Annotated in this window: 13 protein-coding genes; 4 read left to right on the top strand and 9 right to left on the bottom strand. The window is 60.4% G+C overall.

Annotated elements, in window-relative coordinates:
- Positions 1–32: 32 nt before the first annotated feature.
- Genes ACW9IB_RS20320 through ACW9IB_RS20305 form a run of 4 tightly spaced genes read right to left on the bottom strand, consistent with a single transcriptional unit; the run spans position 33 to position 4,605 of the window.
- On the bottom strand, positions 33–1,271 hold the full coding sequence (locus tag ACW9IB_RS20320) for an efflux RND transporter periplasmic adaptor subunit (RefSeq protein WP_457415154.1): 1,239 nt from the start codon (positions 1,269–1,271) through the stop codon (positions 33–35).
- Positions 1,261–2,739: a TolC family protein gene (locus ACW9IB_RS20315; protein WP_457364236.1), complete on the bottom strand. Its 1,479-nt coding sequence runs from the start codon at positions 2,737–2,739 to the stop codon at positions 1,261–1,263. Before ACW9IB_RS20315 ends, ACW9IB_RS20320 begins: the two co-directional genes overlap by 11 nt.
- The gene (locus ACW9IB_RS20310; protein WP_457415151.1) at positions 2,732–3,931 is read right to left on the bottom strand and encodes an ABC transporter permease; all 1,200 of its coding nucleotides are present in this window, start codon (positions 3,929–3,931) and stop codon (positions 2,732–2,734) included. The genes ACW9IB_RS20315 and ACW9IB_RS20310 overlap by 8 nt, the downstream gene beginning before the upstream one ends.
- On the bottom strand, positions 3,928–4,605 hold the full coding sequence (locus tag ACW9IB_RS20305; protein WP_457415184.1) for an ABC transporter ATP-binding protein: 678 nt from the start codon (positions 4,603–4,605) through the stop codon (positions 3,928–3,930). The genes ACW9IB_RS20310 and ACW9IB_RS20305 overlap by 4 nt, the downstream gene beginning before the upstream one ends.
- A gap of 388 nt (positions 4,606–4,993) precedes the next feature.
- Here ACW9IB_RS20305 and ACW9IB_RS20300 point away from each other — a divergent pair, with 388 nt between their 5' ends.
- Together ACW9IB_RS20300 and ACW9IB_RS20295 are read left to right on the top strand one after the other, a co-directional pair.
- Positions 4,994–5,740, top strand: coding sequence for a TetR/AcrR family transcriptional regulator (locus tag ACW9IB_RS20300; protein WP_457415149.1), 747 nt, complete (start codon positions 4,994–4,996; stop codon positions 5,738–5,740).
- Between the two features lie 291 nt (positions 5,741–6,031).
- On the top strand, positions 6,032–9,910 hold the full coding sequence (locus ACW9IB_RS20295) for a hypothetical protein (RefSeq protein WP_457415146.1): 3,879 nt from the start codon (positions 6,032–6,034) through the stop codon (positions 9,908–9,910).
- A gap of 67 nt (positions 9,911–9,977) precedes the next feature.
- On the opposite strand, the gene ACW9IB_RS20290 is transcribed toward ACW9IB_RS20295, so the two are convergent.
- The gene (locus ACW9IB_RS20290) at positions 9,978–11,039 is read right to left on the bottom strand and encodes an FUSC family protein (RefSeq protein WP_457415143.1); all 1,062 of its coding nucleotides are present in this window, start codon (positions 11,037–11,039) and stop codon (positions 9,978–9,980) included.
- A 165-nt stretch (positions 11,040–11,204) separates the two neighbouring features.
- Complete coding sequence (locus ACW9IB_RS20285) at positions 11,205–12,821, bottom strand: NADP-dependent glyceraldehyde-3-phosphate dehydrogenase (protein WP_457415140.1); 1,617 nt, start codon at positions 12,819–12,821, stop codon at positions 11,205–11,207.
- A 161-nt stretch (positions 12,822–12,982) separates the two neighbouring features.
- On the opposite strand from ACW9IB_RS20285, the gene ACW9IB_RS20280 reads away from it, so the two are divergent.
- Complete coding sequence (locus ACW9IB_RS20280; protein WP_457415137.1) at positions 12,983–13,849, top strand: Dyp-type peroxidase; 867 nt, start codon at positions 12,983–12,985, stop codon at positions 13,847–13,849.
- A gap of 5 nt (positions 13,850–13,854) precedes the next feature.
- Here ACW9IB_RS20280 and ACW9IB_RS20275 read toward each other — a convergent pair whose 3' ends face one another.
- The 3 genes from ACW9IB_RS20275 to ACW9IB_RS20265 form a co-directional block, all read right to left on the bottom strand.
- On the bottom strand, positions 13,855–14,199 hold the full coding sequence (locus ACW9IB_RS20275) for a hypothetical protein (protein ID WP_457364229.1): 345 nt from the start codon (positions 14,197–14,199) through the stop codon (positions 13,855–13,857).
- A gap of 85 nt (positions 14,200–14,284) precedes the next feature.
- A complete protein-coding gene (sodC, locus tag ACW9IB_RS20270) occupies positions 14,285–14,806 on the bottom strand; it encodes a superoxide dismutase [Cu-Zn] SodC (protein ID WP_457364228.1) in 522 nt (173 codons plus the stop codon).
- Positions 14,807–14,919: 113 nt separating this feature from the next.
- Positions 14,920–15,387, bottom strand: a complete 468-nt coding sequence (locus ACW9IB_RS20265; RefSeq protein ID WP_457415134.1) for a winged helix-turn-helix domain-containing protein — start codon at positions 15,385–15,387, stop codon at positions 14,920–14,922.
- Positions 15,388–16,095: 708 nt separating this feature from the next.
- On the opposite strand from ACW9IB_RS20265, the gene ACW9IB_RS20260 reads away from it, so the two are divergent.
- The gene (locus tag ACW9IB_RS20260) at positions 16,096–16,257 is read left to right on the top strand and encodes a hypothetical protein (protein ID WP_016969018.1); all 162 of its coding nucleotides are present in this window, start codon (positions 16,096–16,098) and stop codon (positions 16,255–16,257) included.
- The last annotated feature ends 121 nt before the right edge of the window (positions 16,258–16,378 follow it).

Genomic DNA, 16,378 nt, shown 5'->3' with positions numbered 1-16,378 from the left:
GAGCAAGCCCGCTCCCACATTTGGAACTTCATTTATCTTGGGACTTTCACCAGCCCGGGTTTCAGGCCGAATACCTCGACGCCTTGCGGTGTGGACTGCCCGGTGGTGACCTTTACCCGCTCCGCCGGCTTGTCCATCGTCTCCCGATACTCCACTTCACCGCCCTTGATCGCCTGCGTCGGCACCACAATTGCCTGTTGATTGTTGTACGTGACAATGGTCAAGCGCGCGCTCATGCCCAGTCGCACCCGCTGCAATTGTTGCGGTGTGAGCTTGGGAATCGACAGGGTCACCGGAAACTGCGCGCTGCCCTGGACTTCGCTGGGGATCGCCAGGCCGCTGACGACGCTGACCGAGCCTGTCAGTCGCTCACCTTCAAAACCATCGCCCATCACTTCCACCGTCTGGCCCTGGTGTAACTGGTTGATGTCCAGTTCCGAGACTTTGGCGACGATTTTCAGCCGTTCGATATTGGCCAGCCCGAACAACACCTGGCCCTGGCTGACCTTGCTGCCGGCCTGTACGGGCACGTTGCCGCTGCCGCTCTGTGAATTGCCGTTGCCCGGGACCGGCACCACGATGCCGGAAAACGGCGCCTTCACGTCCTGGCCCTCGAGCAGAGTGTGCAGCGCATCGTACTTCACCGTGGCGTTGGTCAGTTCCATGTCGGCGATCTGGCGATACTCGCCCTTGCCCTGGTCGAGCGCCTGTTGCAGCTCGGCCTTGGCGGCGGCGAGGTCCATCTGTTGTTGCTGGGTCAGTTGCTTGAGGTCATCCAGTTCGTTGCGCGGGATGATGCCGCGCTGGAACAGGTTTTCACTTTCGGCGAGCTTGCGCTGGGTGTTGTCGGCGGTCATTTGTGAGGTACGCAAGGCGCGGCGGGCACGGCTGACGACGGTACTGCTGTCCCAGTCCTGCATTTCCTGCACGGCGCGCCGTGCCTTGAGCTGCACGGAAAGCGCATCGCGCAGTTGCACCTGAACCGTGGACGGGTCCATGCGCAGCAGCACCTGGCCGGCCTCGACGCGCTGGCCTTGCTGCACCAGGTTGGCCAGGACATTGCCGTCGAAGGGCGCCGTGAGGATAAGGGTGGTTTCGGGCTCGATCTTGCCCACCAGGCCGATCTGATGCTCCAGCCGGTCAGGCTTGACCTCCAGCCATTGCTCGGTGGCCGGGGCAGGGCCGGACGCCGGGCTGCGCAGGGCAATCCCCGCACCTGCCAGCAGCACGAGCGACACCACCACCAGCAGGCGTTTTCGATTAGTAGTCATTGAGGGCGATTTCCCAACTTTCCAGCGTCATGCCCAGGGTCAGATCGAGCTGGGTCTGGGCGTTCAAATAACTGATCAACGCGTTGAGCCGCGCGTTCTCGGCGTTGCGCAGGTCACTCTCGAAACTCAGCACCTGGAAGTTGGAGGAGCGACCGGCGCTGAGTTTTTCCCGTTCGATGTCGATCTTGCGTCGCGACAGTTCCACCGCGCGCTGGGATATTTCGTACTGGCGCCAGCGTGTGCCGAGGTCGCGCACCACATCATTGACGCTGCGCTCCAGCGCCTGCCGGGCGTCGGTGATGCGTACCGCCTGGTCTTCCACGTTCACCCGCGCACGCACCTCGGCCTGGCGGGTGCTGATGTCGCCGATGGGAATCTGCACCTGCACGCCGGCGTAGCTGTCCCAGGTGCGGTTGTTGCCGCTGCCGGTGTCGTTATTGTAGGTGTCGCGTATCTGGTTCGCGCCGGCCACGAGGTCTACTTGCCAGCGCCCGGAGTCTTTGGCGATCACCAGGTTGAGGTCGGCCTGTTGGCTGCCGAGCAGGGCGGCGAGGTATTCCGGTTGCTGGTTCTGCGCCAGGTTGAAGGCCTGGCGCTTGTCGATCTCCATGGGCCTGGCTTCCAGCGCTTCGGTGGCGCGGATGGGGGTGGACAGGTCCAGTGCCAGCAGGCGCAGCAGCGACAGACGGCTCGTATCCAGCTGGTTCTGGGCTTCTTCCACGCCCAGTTGCTGGGTAGCGATGTCGGCTTCGGTCTGCACGATCTCGAATTCGGCCATGCGTCCGGCGCTGATCAACGCCTTGTTCACTTCGAGCAGGGTGTCGGAGCGCTTGAGTGCGTCCTGCACGATGTTCAGTTGCTCCTGGGCGCGCAGCAGCTCGCGGTAGGTGGCGATGATCTGGCTGATGGTCTGCGCCACCGTGGCCTTGAGGTTCAGGCGGTTGGCCTGTTCCGACAGGCGCGACAGACGCAGGGGGGCGGTGGTGGCGTCCCAGCCGGCGCCGCGCATCAGCGGCTGGATGATCGCCAGGTCCAGGCCGTCGCTGCGGTAGCGGCCGGCGCGGTCGGCGTTGTTCAACTGCTGGGTCCAGGCCATGCTCAGGCGCGTGCCGTACTCGCCCAGCAGGCTGGTGGCGGGTGCCAGGTTGGCGTTGCGCGCGTTGTCTGCCGAGCCGCGTGTGCTGCGGTAGTAACTGTTGAGGGTGAGCTTGGGGTTGAACACATCTTCGGCCACCCGCAGGTCGAACTTCTGCGCGACCCGTTGCAGGTAGGCGCTACGGATCGCCGGGTTGTTGCGCAGGCCCAGGTACACCGCATCGCCCAGGGTCAGGCTGGTGATCTGGGCGTTCAGCGAGACGCTGCGCTCATAGCCGCTGCGGGTGGTGCTCGGCGCCGAGGGCTTGATCACCACGTCGGCGGCCATGCCCGGCAGGCTGACCAGCGTCAGCCACAACAGCCACTTATTCATCGCGCAGGGCCTCCACGGGCTGCAACCGTGAGGCCGAGACGGCCGGGTACAGGCCGAAGAACAGGCCCACCAGCAAGGTACTGCCCACCCCCAGGGGCAAGGCGGCGACCGCCAGCGCGAAACTCCACCCCGACAGCCACGCATAGAGGTACGCGGCGGTCATGCCCAGCACCGCGCCGCACAGGGCGCCGACGGCCGTGAGGGTGACGGCTTCGAGCAGGAACAGGTTGCGGATATCCCGTCGCCGCGCGCCGAGGGCCATGCGAACGCCGATCTCCCGGCGGCGCTCCGAAACGTTCATCAGCATCACGTTCATCACCCCCACGCCGCCGCCGATCAGGGAGATCGCACCCAGCGCCAACAGCAGGTAGGCGAAGGTCCGGCTTTGTCGGGTCATGCCATCGATCATTTGCTGGGGGACCTGGATATTGACGTCATGGTCAGGGAGCAAAGGCTGCAGTGCCGCGCGGGTTTGTTGGGCCAGGTGCTCCATGTCCTGGTCGGCTTCGGCGCGGATGATCAGGCTGCCGATCTGCGGACTGCTGTAGATGCGCCGCATGCCGGCCGCGGGGATGAACAACGATTCGTTGGCTTGCACCGGCATCAGCATCGCCCGGGGTTGGCCTTGCAGGATGCCGATCACCAGAAACAGGTAATCGTTGATGCGCACCCGGTCGCCGAGCTTCACCGGGTCGCCCGGAGCGCCGAGGTCCCGGGCCAGTTGGTCGCCGATCACGCCGTAGGTTTCATTGGCATCGAAGTCCGACAGGAAACGCCCCTCGCGCACCACCAGGCGCATGGCCTCCTTGATGCCGGCTGTGCTGCCGGCAAAACTGGCGTTGGCGCTGCGGCCATGGAACACAACGGGGCCGCTGAACAGGGTCAATGCGCCGATGTGGGCAATGCCGGGCACGGCCAGGTGCACGGCGTCGAGGTCGAGGCGCGCGGGCATCGGCGTGTTGCTGCCGCCTTTGGGTGCAAATTGCGCCACCAGCGTGTCGGTGCCCATGTCCTTGAAAATCAGCGCGGCGTCGACGGCGGCGTTGTGGCCGATATTGATCAGCGCCACCACTGACGAGCTGCCGATCACGATGCCGAGCAAAGCCAGCACCGAGCGTTTGCCCAGGGTGCGCAGGCTGACGAATGCTTCGTGCAACAGTTGGCTCAGGCTCTGTTCGACCCTCAGGCTCATGGGCGCCCGGCCTCATGCACGACACCGTTGCGTACCAGGATCTTGCGCTCCAGGCGTTCGGCGATGTGCGGGTCGTGGGTGACGATAACCAGTGTGACCTGGCGCTCGCGGTTCAGCGCCAGCAGCAGTTCCATGATGTCCTGGGCGGTGCTGCTGTCGAGGTTGCCGGTGGGCTCATCGGCCAGGATCACCGAGGGGTTGCCCACCAGCGCTCGGGCAATCGCCACACGTTGGCGCTGGCCGCCGGAAAGGTCGGCCGGGCGATGGTGGGCCCGCTCGGCCAGGCCGACTTGCGCGAGCATGCGCTGCGCCTGTTCCACCGATTCATGGCGTGACACACCGCGATAGCTCAGGGGCAGGGCGACATTGTCCAGGGCACTGAGGCGGGGCAACAGGTTGAAGCTCTGGAACACGAAGCCGATCTGCTGGTTGCGGATCGCCGCCAACTGGTCGGGCGTGGCGCTGAAAATGTCATGGCCGGCAAAGTGGTACTGGCCGCCGTCGGGCAGGTCCAGCAGGCCGAGGATGTTGAGCAGGGTGCTCTTGCCGGAGCCCGACGCACCGAGAATGCCGCAGCTGTCGCCGCTGGCGATGTCGAGGCTGACCTCATTGAGAATGGACAAATGCTGCCCGGCGAGCTGATAGCTTTTGCCGATGCCTTGCAGAGAGATCAAGCCTGGGTGCGCGGGGGTATCTGTCATCATGACTACGCCTTCAGTCTCGACGGTGCCGTCATCCCCCGGTAAAGCTTTGTAACAAGTTCGGGAGCTGCCTGGGACGCATCACGGACTGGTTTTATTTCTTGTTTTTAAAATATTGTTTGAATAGTAACCGCGTTCCCGGCGCTTCGCCAGCCATGGATGTAGAGCGGTTTTACGCGTTGAAACGATTTCTCTGCGGCCCGTCCAGGCTAGCTCGAATCGCCCCCAACTGACCTTGAGGTGCCCGCCAGTCAAGGCTTTGATGGGGTATGGCGGAGTGTCACCACTTGCTTTCGATCAACCGCCCCGGTATAAAAAATCAAATTATTTTTTAAAACAATATTTCCCGTGTGGAACTTCTATGGTCGCGAAGAAACTCAGCGCTCCAAACGTTACCAAGACTCGACTGCTGGATGCGACAGAGGCTCTCTTCATCAAGTACGGATACGACGCGGTTTTACTCAGGCAGATCACGGAGCGTGCCCAGGTCAATCTGGCCGCTGTGAACTACCACTTCGGGGACAAGGATTCCCTGATGAAAACCCTGCTGATGCAACGCCTGGAGCCGCTCAACGAGCAGCGCCTGGAACTGCTGGCGCGGTGTGAAGCGGAGTCCGACGGCCCCCTCGATTGCGATACCTTGCTCGGCGTGCTGTTCGCCCCGGCCATGGGCCTGGAACGCAGCGATCCGGCCAGCGGGGAAGGGCGTTCGTTTATCCGGTTCCTGGGGCGGGTCTACAGCGACACCTCGCCGTTTATCCAGGAATACCTCAAGGTGCATTACCAGCCGGTGTTCCAGCGTTTCTTTGAAGCCTTCGCCCTGGCCTTGCCGGACCTGCCACGCAATGAGTTGGGCGTACGCCTGCAATTTGCGCTCAAAGCGATTTCCGGGGTAATGGCCGGCACTGAACTGCGCCTGCTGATGAACTCCATGAGCCTGGGTCGCCCGGCCACGGACGCCGAAGTCATGGCCAAGTTGATCACCCTGGTGTCCGCGGCGATTCGTGTGCCGCAGCAGAGCCCGGAAGCCGAAAACGCCTTGGCCAAGGTGCTGGACACCCAGCGCGCTATTCGCGAAAGTACCGCCCCCACTCGATCCGCTCGTTGACCCCCTGTAGGAGCGGGCAAGCCGGCTCCTACAAAAAATCAGGAATCCCAGGCAAAAAAAAGCCCGCTGGGGCGGCGGGCTTGATATGCAACATTTGTAACGGATGAGGCTTCACACTACGTTTCAACATGTAAATAAAACGTGAAAATACTGTAAGCGTTTCAAAATTGAGGGGCTCGGTTTAGCGGCCGAATCTTACCCGTTTGTCGGAACTGTCATTTCTCACAGGTTCCCGGCGCCGACCAAAGGTATCTGATTTCTCCAGCCTATCCCAAAAGCAGGAGAGCGATCATGCCGTCCAAATCTGTGAGTGCAAACAAAACTGCTGACGCAAAACTCACCAAGAACGCTGAAAAGAAAACAAGTAAACAGGCCCCGGCTTCAGTTCCGCCGAAAACGATTAAACAGCCCTCAGGCGCCGCCAAGAAGCAAGCATCGAAAAAGCTCCCAAAACAGCCATTGCTGGTTGACGATCTGGACCCGCCTTACACCGTGCCACTGCCGGTAGTACCTGTGGACGGTGCCGCTTATGGTATTGGCCGGCGACATATCGAGGACGGCTTGACCTACGTGTTCGAACGTTGGTTCAACTGCAATGTTGGGGATGAGTTTGAGATTTGGCATAACGGCATTTTGATGGCTTCTGACGAAGTCACGCTGGAAACTGCGGACGATAGTCAGTTTTTTCTCCTCATCCCGCGGTCAACCCTGCTGCTTAATTTTGTCGATCCCGTTTTCGGCTTGGTCCGCCGGATTGGCTCCGGCAATGTCAGTACATCGCCTTCCCAGCGAATCCTGATTCTCAACACACTGCCTGGTGGAGAAGGTAACTGCGATGGCAACTATCACACGGGGCTGACCTTTACGCTTTCTCATACGGTTATCGATTCCGTCGTTGCAAACCAGGGGGTGGATGTGGTGATCCACCGTTGGCAGAACATGCGGGTCAATGACCTAGTGATGTTCTACTGGGGAGAGTATCGCTACGAACTGCCGCCTATCACTGCTGCTCAAGTGGGTAATAACCTGGAGTTCACGATCGAACCTGAATTCCTGAAGGCCGCCGGCGATGGGCATTTTGTCGTGCAGTTCTTTGTGTATGACGAGGTACTGGACCTGTCGGGGCCTTGTCATCGTTGGAGTAAGCCTATCCCCGTTGAAGTTGACCTTGACAGCACATTGCTTCCCGAGCCTGAGATTGACGAGGCCGATCCCGTCACCATGATCCTGGAAGCCGATAAATTGCATGGTTTGCCAGCCACTGGGTCGGTATTGATCAAAAAAAATGATCCGAACTTCCTGGCCACCGATTTTCTGATCTGGACGGTAGAAGGCACCACGCCGGATGGCGAGGACGTGAGTTATGGCATCCGGGTGCCAGTGGTCTTGGCGGGCTATAACGATATTGCGATACCCAACGAATTTGTGCGTTCGCTGATCGAGAGTACCTTGAAGATTTGCTATGCGCGGGAACGCGGCATGCTCCGTTCGAGACCCAGTATCTATACGATTGGCGGTATCCGTTACACGCTACCCAAGCCATCGGTGGTGCAGGCACATGGACCTTTTGTTGAGCCGGATCTGCCCTATATCACCGTAGCAATGCCCGATTATCAGCCCCCCGGCAATGCTGGCGATAATCTGCAAGTCAGCATCATCGGGGAGCACTTGGACGGTAGCGTGGAACATGCGTTCAGCAACTCGTTGGCGGGCAGTCACCCTCGACTGCGGGATTTCGTCAATGCGATTTATGCTCCCTTCGAAGGCTTGCACAACACCCGGGCTCATTACATCGTGACCGGACCCACCATGTCGCGTGAGTCCGAGCGTCGTTATTTCCAGGTAGGGCGAGCCCCCCGCACATTGATTGCACCGCTCATTCTTGAAGCCGATGCCACTCACAACATTGATCCGAAAGCTGTCGGCAGTAGCGCTTCGCTGGAAGCACGCGCCGAGTTCAAAGCGGGTGATGAAGTCATTTTCAAATTCGTGGGCTCGGCGACCGGAACCGAGTATGTGACCTATGTGCTGGCGGTCAATTCCAACCCGCTGGCAGCCACTGTCGCGCGCAAGCTGATTGAGGACAATCTGGACGGCACCCTTGCTATCAGCTACACCCGCAAACGTTTTGGCGCTACTGAGCTGTCCGAAGAAGTCATCTATACCATTGGCCGGGCGTTGGGCGAGTTGTTCCTGCCCGAAGTGCTGGAAGTGACGGTGGGGACCGACGAGCTTGACCCACGTCTGGTTGCCGTGACGGGCGCCACGGTGCGTTGCCGCTACGATGCGCCCAAGAACGGCGACAGCGTAGAGGTCTGTTGGGTTGGGCTGGCGGGTGGCGGAACGCACTTTGCGACTCAAGATGCCAACACCGGTGATCCCTATGTCGATGTGCCCGTTCCACCTGAAGTCATCGGCTTCAATATTCACCCCGCAGGGCGCGATATTTTTGTATCGTTCAGGGTCATTCGCAATACGGTTCCCACCGATTCGCCGGTATACACACTCAAGCTCCTGACGCTCAGCGATCTGGATGGCCCCAGAATCGACAGCATTGGCGACAGTGCCGTGCTTGAGATTCCCAAGCTGGTGGGGTCAGACCGAACTCGTGTCGCCCCTTGGCTCTATGCCGCGTTGGGGCAGCGTATGTGGCTGGATTACACCGGCGAATTCGCTACCGGTGAAGCGTATTACGAGGACACCTATGCCGCTCGCGAGGCCCAGGCTACGGACGTGGCTTCCGGGCCGGCCCCCTTCTCGCCGGTGGCAAGGTTGCAGTTGCTCAAAGAGTGGACCCCCTTGGCTATTCGGTTCGGCGTGACATTCAATCGCACCAGCAACCTCGCCGATATCGTATGGTTCAATACGCGTCACCACATGGTCCAGACAGAGCCCAATGTATTCCCCCATCCTCAAATCAAGTATGCGAACCCGGCCACGGGGCCTGTCGTAAACATCAACCCGATAGCCGTGGAAAACAAATGCCAGGTACTGGTGACCTACCCGAACATGAATCTAGGTGGGACCGATAGGATCACGTTGTACTGGATCCTTGCGGATGGCACGGCGATTGATGTGGGCACGTTGAACGGCCTGGACGGTGGCACCGTGACCTTCAACATCAGCAATGATCTGGTTGGCCGGAGTATTTTCAGCACGATCGACCTGCAATACGAAGTGATTCTGGGCCGAGGCGGCGAGGGGTCGTCGGAAGTGCAAAAGGTAAACGTCCAGGCGATCGCGCAAGCCAGCTTGCCTAGGGCGTTGATCAACGGCGTCGCCAATGGAGGAACCATAAATCCAGCCAACTTGAGTGGCAATGCGATGCTGACAATGGCCAAGTGGCCCTTCAGCCAAAAAGATCAATTCGGCTGGATAACGGTGTCCGCTCCAGGCGCAGTGACGCAAGATTTGTTGGTGGCTCATGCTGTCACGGCAATCGAAGCCGCGAACGGCTTTGCGAACATCGCCGTGCTGCGCAGTTGGCTGCTGTCGGTTCCGAATAACGGCACGGTGACAGTGACGCCCCACGTCAATTTCCATAAGAAAGCTGACAAGACAAAAGCGGTGGCATTTCCGCAGACGCAGTACCGCATCGTGCATACCACCGCACTCGTGTTCAACCAGTCGACGGTCTACCTCAACAGGCCGACCTACTTGATTCCCGGCAATCCAGACGTGTTGCCGGCATTTGGCCCCGGTAACCAGGTTCACTATCAGGCGAGCGGGGGAACAGGCCCGTATTTTTATTTTTCGTCCAATGGCAGTGTTGTGAATGTCACCTCGTCGGGGCTGGTCACCGTACGTGGCAACGGTACTGCGACAGTTTCCGTGCGTGACTCGTCCTGGCCGGCCCAGACGCGCTCCTACACGGTGGTCGTCAGCAATGTGGTGTTGTGCTACGGATTGGGCCGGGAGCGCTACGCCAACATTCGGCAAAACGCGATCAATCAGGGGTTACGCCTGCCCAGTCTCGATGAGGCCAGGGCCATTCACGCGGCCTTTGGTAACAGCTGGCCGATGGGGTTTGCCAACTACTGGACATCGACCTTCTCCCATTCATTCCTGTTCTCCAATTACTACTACACGGTGAACCTCAACAACGGAGCGGTGGGCACCGAAAAAGATCATCTTCTGGGCGGGCATTGCAACGGAGTCGGTATCAGGTAGCGTGCATTGACGTCATGACGGGAGGGGGTGTGTGAACCCCTCCCGCTCATGGGGCACCGACCTCGGTTCAAATCTTCCATCGGTTTGCGCTGCTCGCCAAACGGGCGCGCATCGCGTCCACATTGCTCAACAGTTCAAACGTCAACAGCTGATAACCATCCCGATCACCGTAAACCGGTGCACTCATCGCCGAGTCAGTGCTCGCAATGCTCCCCTCACGCTCCAACCGCTCCGTCACCCCCGACTTCAACGCACGCGCCATCCCCACCAGTTGCACTCGGATCTGCCGGTGCTCGGCTTTCAACATGACTTGCATCCGCGCCATGGCCTGCTCATCCCGTGGATCGGGGCGCGTGTTGCCCAGAATCTCCAGGGTGCTGATGCTCATGCGCAGATGCCGCTGGATGGCGTCCAGCTCGGTCATGGAGATGCGCACTTCCTTGGACACCGACGGCATCAGTGAACGCAATTGCAGCATCGCCGCGTTCAGGCGGTTGAGCAGTTTGAGATGTTCATCATCGGTGACCGAACCACCGCTGATGATCCGGCTATAGATAGCGGCGCAGTCACGCAACGCACTGGCCAGGTTGTAGCGCCACGAATACACGGCATACAGGGGCAGGGCGAAGGAAAACGCCAGGGCCAGGACGATGCCGATCAGAATGTCCACCGTGCGCCACAAGCCATCCGACAGCGGGTTGTCACCGTGCCCGGCCACGATGAACACCGTGATCGCCGACAACAGCGCGATGTACCCGCCCTTGCCGATGGCGTGATAGGAAAAGAACCCGCACACCACCGACATCAATAAGTAGGTCAGCAACGGCTGGCCCAGGTACGCCTGTTGCACCACCAGCAACAGGCCGACGGTGGCGCCGATCAAGGTGCCGTAGGCACGCTCGACGGCTTTCTTGCCGATATTGCCGTGGTGCTGCAAACCGCCGATCACAATCAGCATGGTCACCGACGCCCATTCACCGTGGGGCAGGTTGATGCCGGTGGTCAGCAGGATGGTCGCCAACAGGCCGATGGACACGCGCACCGCATGGATCAGCTTGGCGTGGCGGTAGCGGCGGTAGGGGTCAAGCAAAGGGCGCAACAGGCGCCGGGCAAACATGGGCAGGTTCATCGGTAGTAAAAGGCCTCCTAAAGCTCGGTTTAATTCGATCGAATGTAGGAGCTGGCTTGCCTGCGATAGCATCCACTCAGTGTGTCTGAAGCACCGAGGTGCTTGTATCGCAGGCAAGCCAGCTCCCACAGGTGCCCGTTTTTCATAACGGGCTCCGAGATGCCGTCAGAAGATGTAGTCGGTGCTCAGGAAGTTCGAGTCACGGTTGCGCAGGATATCGCTGACCAGTGCCTTGTTGCTCTCCTGGAACCTGGTCGCCACCAGCGTGCGGATCGAAAACACGCGCAACGCGTCGTGTACCGACAGGGTGCCTTCGGCCGAGTTCTTGCGCCCGTTGAACGGAAAGGTGTCCGGCCCGCGCTGGCACTGGGCGTTGATATTGATGCGGCCCACCTGGTTGGCGAAGGTGTCCACCAGGCGTGCGACGTGTTCCGGGTCGGTACCGAAAATGCTCAGTTGCTGGCCGAAGTCCGATTCCAGCACGTAGTCGATGACCGTCTCCAGGTCGCGATAAGGCACGATGGGCACCACCGGGCCGAACTGTTCCTCGTGGTACACGCGCATCTGCGGGTTCACCGGGTACAGCACCGCCGGATAGAAGAACGAACCGCGGCTGACCCCGCCGTCCGGGTTCACGACTTGGGCGCCATGCTGCCTGGCGTCGGCCACCAGCCCGTTCAGGTAGTCAACCTTGCCCACTTCCGGCAGCGGGGTCAGCGACACGCCGTCGTCCCAGGGCATGCCGGGCTTGAGTGCCGCCAGCTTCTGGTTGAATTTCTCGATGAACCGCTCCACCACGGTTTCATGCACGAACAGGATCTTCAACGCCGTGCAGCGCTGGCCGTTGAACGACAATGACCCGGTGATGGCTTCGCTCACGGCATTGTCCAGGTCCACCTCCGGCAGCACGATGCCGGGGTTTTTCGCATCCAGGCCCAGGGCCGCGCGCAGGCGGTGCGGCTTGGGGTGCAGTTTCTTCAGGTCGCTGGCAGCTTTGTTGGTGCCGATAAATGCAAAGATATCGATCTTGCCGCTGGCCATCAGCGCGCTGACGGTCTCGCGACCGCTGCCATAGATCACGTTGATCACGCCGGCCGGGAAGCTGTCGCGGAACGCTTCCAGCAGCGGGCGAATCAACAACACACCAAGCTTGGCCGGCTTGAACACCACGGTGTTGCCCATGATCAGCGCCGGAATCAGCGTGGTGAAGGTTTCGTTCAGCGGGTAGTTGTAAGGGCCCATGCACAACGACACGCCCAGCGGTACGCGGCGGATCTGCCCCAGCGTGTCCTGTTCCAGCTCGAAGCGGCTGGAGCGCCGGTCCAGCTCCTTGAGGGCATTGATGGTATCGGTGATGTAGTCGCAGGTACGGTCGAACTCTTTCTGCGAGTCCTTGAGGTTCTTGCCGATCTCCCACATCAACAGCTTGACCACCGCGTCGCGCTGTTCACGCATGCGCCGCAGGAACGTTTCGACATGCTGGATTCGGTCGGCCACGCGCATCGTCGGCCATTCACCCTGGCCACGGTCATAGGCGCGCACCGCAGCATCGAGGGCGGTGAGCGCGGTGTCGGCGTCCAGCAGCGGGGTGCTGCCGATCACCACGCGCTTTTCACCCAATTGCACCGGGCTCTGTACCTGCGCCAGCGGCCCGGTCCAGGTCTGCAACTGGCCGTCGACCAGGTATTCGCGCTGTTCGATGGGCGCTGCCAGGCGGAAGGGTTCGGGAATATCCGTGATGGCGGTGGGAAACAGCTGGGCGAGCAGGTGTTCGGTGGTCATGGCGCTACCCCTTGGATTATTGCAAAGCATGACTGGAAATCCTGACTAGAGAGTCACCCAACACAGGGCCCTGTGGCAAGGCTTGTACGCCCGGCGCAACGCAAGGCAGCGTACGGCCTGTGCTTTGGGATAAACTGCGCGCCTTTCCAGAAGGAGTTCACATGAGTCAGTACCAGCCGGGCATTCTTGCCGCCCCGGTGCCCTTGCAGGCACGTCATCTGTTTTTCACCGTGGATTCACTCGACGCCGTGCCCGCTGCACTGGACGCGCTGGTGCAGTTGACGGATGCGGCGGTGGTGGTCGGTTTCGGTGAACCGCTGGTGCACGCGCTGGGCGCACAAATAGAAGGGCTGCGTGCCTTCCCGGCGATCAGCGGGCCGGGTGCGCACAACCCGTCGACCCAGCAGGCGCTGTGGGTGTGGTTGCACGGCGTGGACCGTGGCGAGTTGCTGTTGCGCAGCCGCGCCTTTGAAAAGGCCCTGGCGCCGGCGTTCCGTCTGGTGCAGATGACCGAAGGCTTCCGCTACAAGACCGGTTTCGACCTGACCGACTACGAAGACGGCACCGAAAACCCCCACGACGATGCCGCCGTGGAAGCCGCCCTGACCGACAGCGGCGCCAGTTTCGCCGCGATCCAGCAGTGGCAGCACGACCTCGATGGCTTCGCCGCGTTGCCCGCCGAGGAACGTGACCACATCATCGGCCGTCGCCACAGCGATAACGAAGAACTCGACGACGCCCCGGCGTCGGCCCACACCAAACGCACCGCCCAGGAAAGCTTCAGCCCCGAAGCGTTCGTGGTGCGCCGCTCCATGCCATGGGCCGAGAACGGCCAGGCCGGGTTGATGTTCCTGGCGTTCGGGCATTCCTTCGAGGCGTTCGAAGCCCAATTGCGCCGCATGAGCGGGCTGGAGGACGGGATTGTCGACGGCCTGTACCGCATCAGCACGCCATTGACCGGTGGCTATTACTGGTGCCCGCCGGTCAAGGACGGGCGCCTTGATCTCGGCGGCCTGAACGCGGCTTGATCGACTCAGCGGTGAATCTGGATTTCCCGATAGCCCATCTTGTACATGCAGTCCTTGACCACGATGTCCCGGGCGCCGGCGCTCATATCGGTGGAGTTGTAGCTGGTATTGGTCGAGTACAGCGGGCGGCTGCGGCATTTTTTGCTATTGCGGTCGCAGTCAGAGGCATTGGTCTGTGACGACTCGCTGGTGACCACATAGCTGGGCGGCACGGCGCGGATGGCGTCGGCGGTGCAGGACAGCACCTGGCGGTCCTTTTGCTCGCGGGTGGTGTTGTCCTTGTACCAGTCGTATTGCACGCAGCCCGTCAACAAGAGGGCGAGGCCGGCGCAGGTCATCATCATTTTCATAGGCAGGGGCATTCAAAAGGGGAGTCGAGAAGGTAAGAAAGGGCCGGTCACGGGGGTGACCGGCCCTTTTTTGTGCGGCAGGGTATCAGATCACGCCACAGGCCACGCGCTCACCGCCACCGCCCAGTGGCTTGGGCATGTCGGAATGGTTGTCGCCACCGGCATGAATCATCAGGGCATGGCCCTTGATCTGGGCCAGGGTTTTCAAACGCGGCGCCAGCACCGGGTTGGTGGAGGTGCCGTCCATGTTCACGTACAGCGCGGGCAAGTCGCCCAGGTGGCCGTCAGCATAAGGGCCCAGGTGCTTGCCGGTCTTTTCCGGGTCGAAGTGGCCACCGGCGGCCAGCGCGGCAACTTTCACACCGTCCTTCACGCCGGCTTCGCAACTGCCGTTTTCGTGGATGTGAAAGCCGTGCACGCCCATCGGCAGGGATTTGAGATCGGGGGTGAAGATCAGGCCGTAGGCCGATTCGCTGATGGTCACGCTGCCAACCGCTTGGGGAGCGCCGTCGGCACTCACCAGGTTGACCGGGACTTGCAGCGAAGCCGCCTGGGCGGAGCCGACCGCGAGAACACTGAGCAGGCCGAGCAAAAGGGAGCGATTCATGAAGTAGTTCCTGAGGTTATGTGTGTTGGGCAGTCTCGGGAAATACAACAGGCGGGCCCGCTGAATAATTCCGTCGGAAAAAACTATTTTTCCAACGGAATAACCCTGTTCGGTCAGCTGTTTTGCATGCCCACCTGGGCAAACAGCGGCATCATCCCGGCGCCCCGACAGTGGCGGCAGCCATACACGCCGAGCACTACCGGCTGCTTTTTCACCGGTTCCGGCGGGGTGGCGCGTTCGAACCAGGTGGGTGCGACAAAACGGTAACCCTGGCCCGGCGCCGTGGCGATGTAAAAGGCGTCGTCGTCGTCCAGGGCGCGGCGAACGGCCTTGATCTGAGTGCGCAGGTTGCATTCCTCCACCACCAGCCTTGGCCAGGCGAGCTCGATCAGTTCGGTTTTCTCCAGCAATTCTCCGGGCCGCGAGGCGAGGGCGATGAGCAAGGTCAGGGCGCGGCTGCCCAGGGCAACGGGTTGCCCGTGCTTGAGGAGCAGATGACGTCGGGGCAGCAATTGGAACGGGCCGAAGTGGATCTCGAAGGATGCGTCATCGGTGAACTGGCTGCGTTTGGGGTACGTCATGTCATTAAACCTTTGTGCGTTGAAAACACAGCCCGGTGCAGCTCCCTGTTGCGCCGGTCTGTCGGGGGAGGGTCGGGTGTTGCGTGTCGCGGGCGTTGTCATGGGCATCTGCTAGTTGTTTCATATATCAGGGCCTGCGCACTAAGTGTTTTAGCTATTAGTGCAACTGTACTAATCAGGCGCCGCAGTATTAGTTGGTCGCGGGCACTAAGGTCGCTCGCGCCGAGCTATCAAACGCGATGATTAAGTCGCTTCTGTTACAAATGGAAATATCCGCGAAGTTGGGCAAAGGGCTATTAGCGAAAAATGTGAAGTCGTCGCAAAAAAAATCGTGAAGCCGGCGTGTGAAGGGCGGTTAAACGGTGTTGGATCCCGGCCCTTTGGGCACCTCGGCGCAACCTGCGGGCGTGCAGGCCCCGTAAACACTGGAGGCCGCCGTGTTTGGATTTTTGGAAAAAAGTTCCGCGCCGTGCGGGTGATGAATTTTTTTCAACGCCAGGTTGAGCCAAACCTTTCACGCCCTGTATCTGAAACGTTTCACAAGCTTTCACAGCGAAGGCGTTTTGATCGTGAGTAGTATGGAACCCATGCAAACCAACGGCGGTTCGAAAGCTCACTGTCTGACGTTTTGAGCATTCACCGGTTTGCATACATTCAGGTTGCTGTTGCGCAACTGAATAACTTCCCTATCGATGCAAGGAGATGAACATGGCTGATGTCCCACCAGTAAAAGCAGGCGGCGCCGACGACGCTATCGCGAAGATGGAAGCGACCTTCAACATGGCTATCGAGAAGTCGGCCAAGATCACTGAAATCAGCACCGCGAAAAAAGCGGAGCTCGACGCCACCAAACAGCGTCCGCAGAACTGATTCGCCAAACGGGCGGCGCCGGCGCTGCCCGTTTACCCACTGCTTTGTGTTTCACAAAACGTTGCACCGTTGTTGATCGACACAGGCGTGATTGCGGCCTGTGATTCTCAAGGGGGCAAAC

Source organism: Pseudomonas sp. SDO524_S393, from assembly GCF_054071875.1.
The sequence above is the reverse complement of the archived record's forward strand: the minus strand, read 5'-3'. Positions and strand labels throughout refer to the sequence as shown.

Bases quoted from the DNA above. Each gene is read 5' to 3' on its own strand.
- ACW9IB_RS20280 (WP_457415137.1), top strand. From the start codon at position 12,983: ATGAGTCAGTACCAGCCGGGCATTCTTGCCGCCCCGGTGCCCTTGCAG.
- ACW9IB_RS20310 (WP_457415151.1), bottom strand. From the start codon at position 3,931: ATGAGCCTGAGGGTCGAACAGAGCCTGAGCCAACTGTTGCACGAAGCA.
- ACW9IB_RS20300 (WP_457415149.1), top strand. From the start codon at position 4,994: ATGGTCGCGAAGAAACTCAGCGCTCCAAACGTTACCAAGACTCGACTG.
- sodC (WP_457364228.1), bottom strand. From the start codon at position 14,806: ATGAATCGCTCCCTTTTGCTCGGCCTGCTCAGTGTTCTCGCGGTCGGC.
- ACW9IB_RS20315 (WP_457364236.1), bottom strand. From the start codon at position 2,739: ATGAATAAGTGGCTGTTGTGGCTGACGCTGGTCAGCCTGCCGGGCATG.
- ACW9IB_RS20320 (WP_457415154.1), bottom strand. From the start codon at position 1,271: ATGACTACTAATCGAAAACGCCTGCTGGTGGTGGTGTCGCTCGTGCTG.
- ACW9IB_RS20260 (WP_016969018.1), top strand. From the start codon at position 16,096: ATGGCTGATGTCCCACCAGTAAAAGCAGGCGGCGCCGACGACGCTATC.
- ACW9IB_RS20265 (WP_457415134.1), bottom strand. From the start codon at position 15,387: ATGACGTACCCCAAACGCAGCCAGTTCACCGATGACGCATCCTTCGAG.
- ACW9IB_RS20290 (WP_457415143.1), bottom strand. From the start codon at position 11,039: ATGAACCTGCCCATGTTTGCCCGGCGCCTGTTGCGCCCTTTGCTTGAC.
- ACW9IB_RS20295 (WP_457415146.1), top strand. From the start codon at position 6,032: ATGCCGTCCAAATCTGTGAGTGCAAACAAAACTGCTGACGCAAAACTC.
- ACW9IB_RS20275 (WP_457364229.1), bottom strand. From the start codon at position 14,199: ATGAAAATGATGATGACCTGCGCCGGCCTCGCCCTCTTGTTGACGGGC.
- ACW9IB_RS20285 (WP_457415140.1), bottom strand. From the start codon at position 12,821: ATGACCACCGAACACCTGCTCGCCCAGCTGTTTCCCACCGCCATCACG.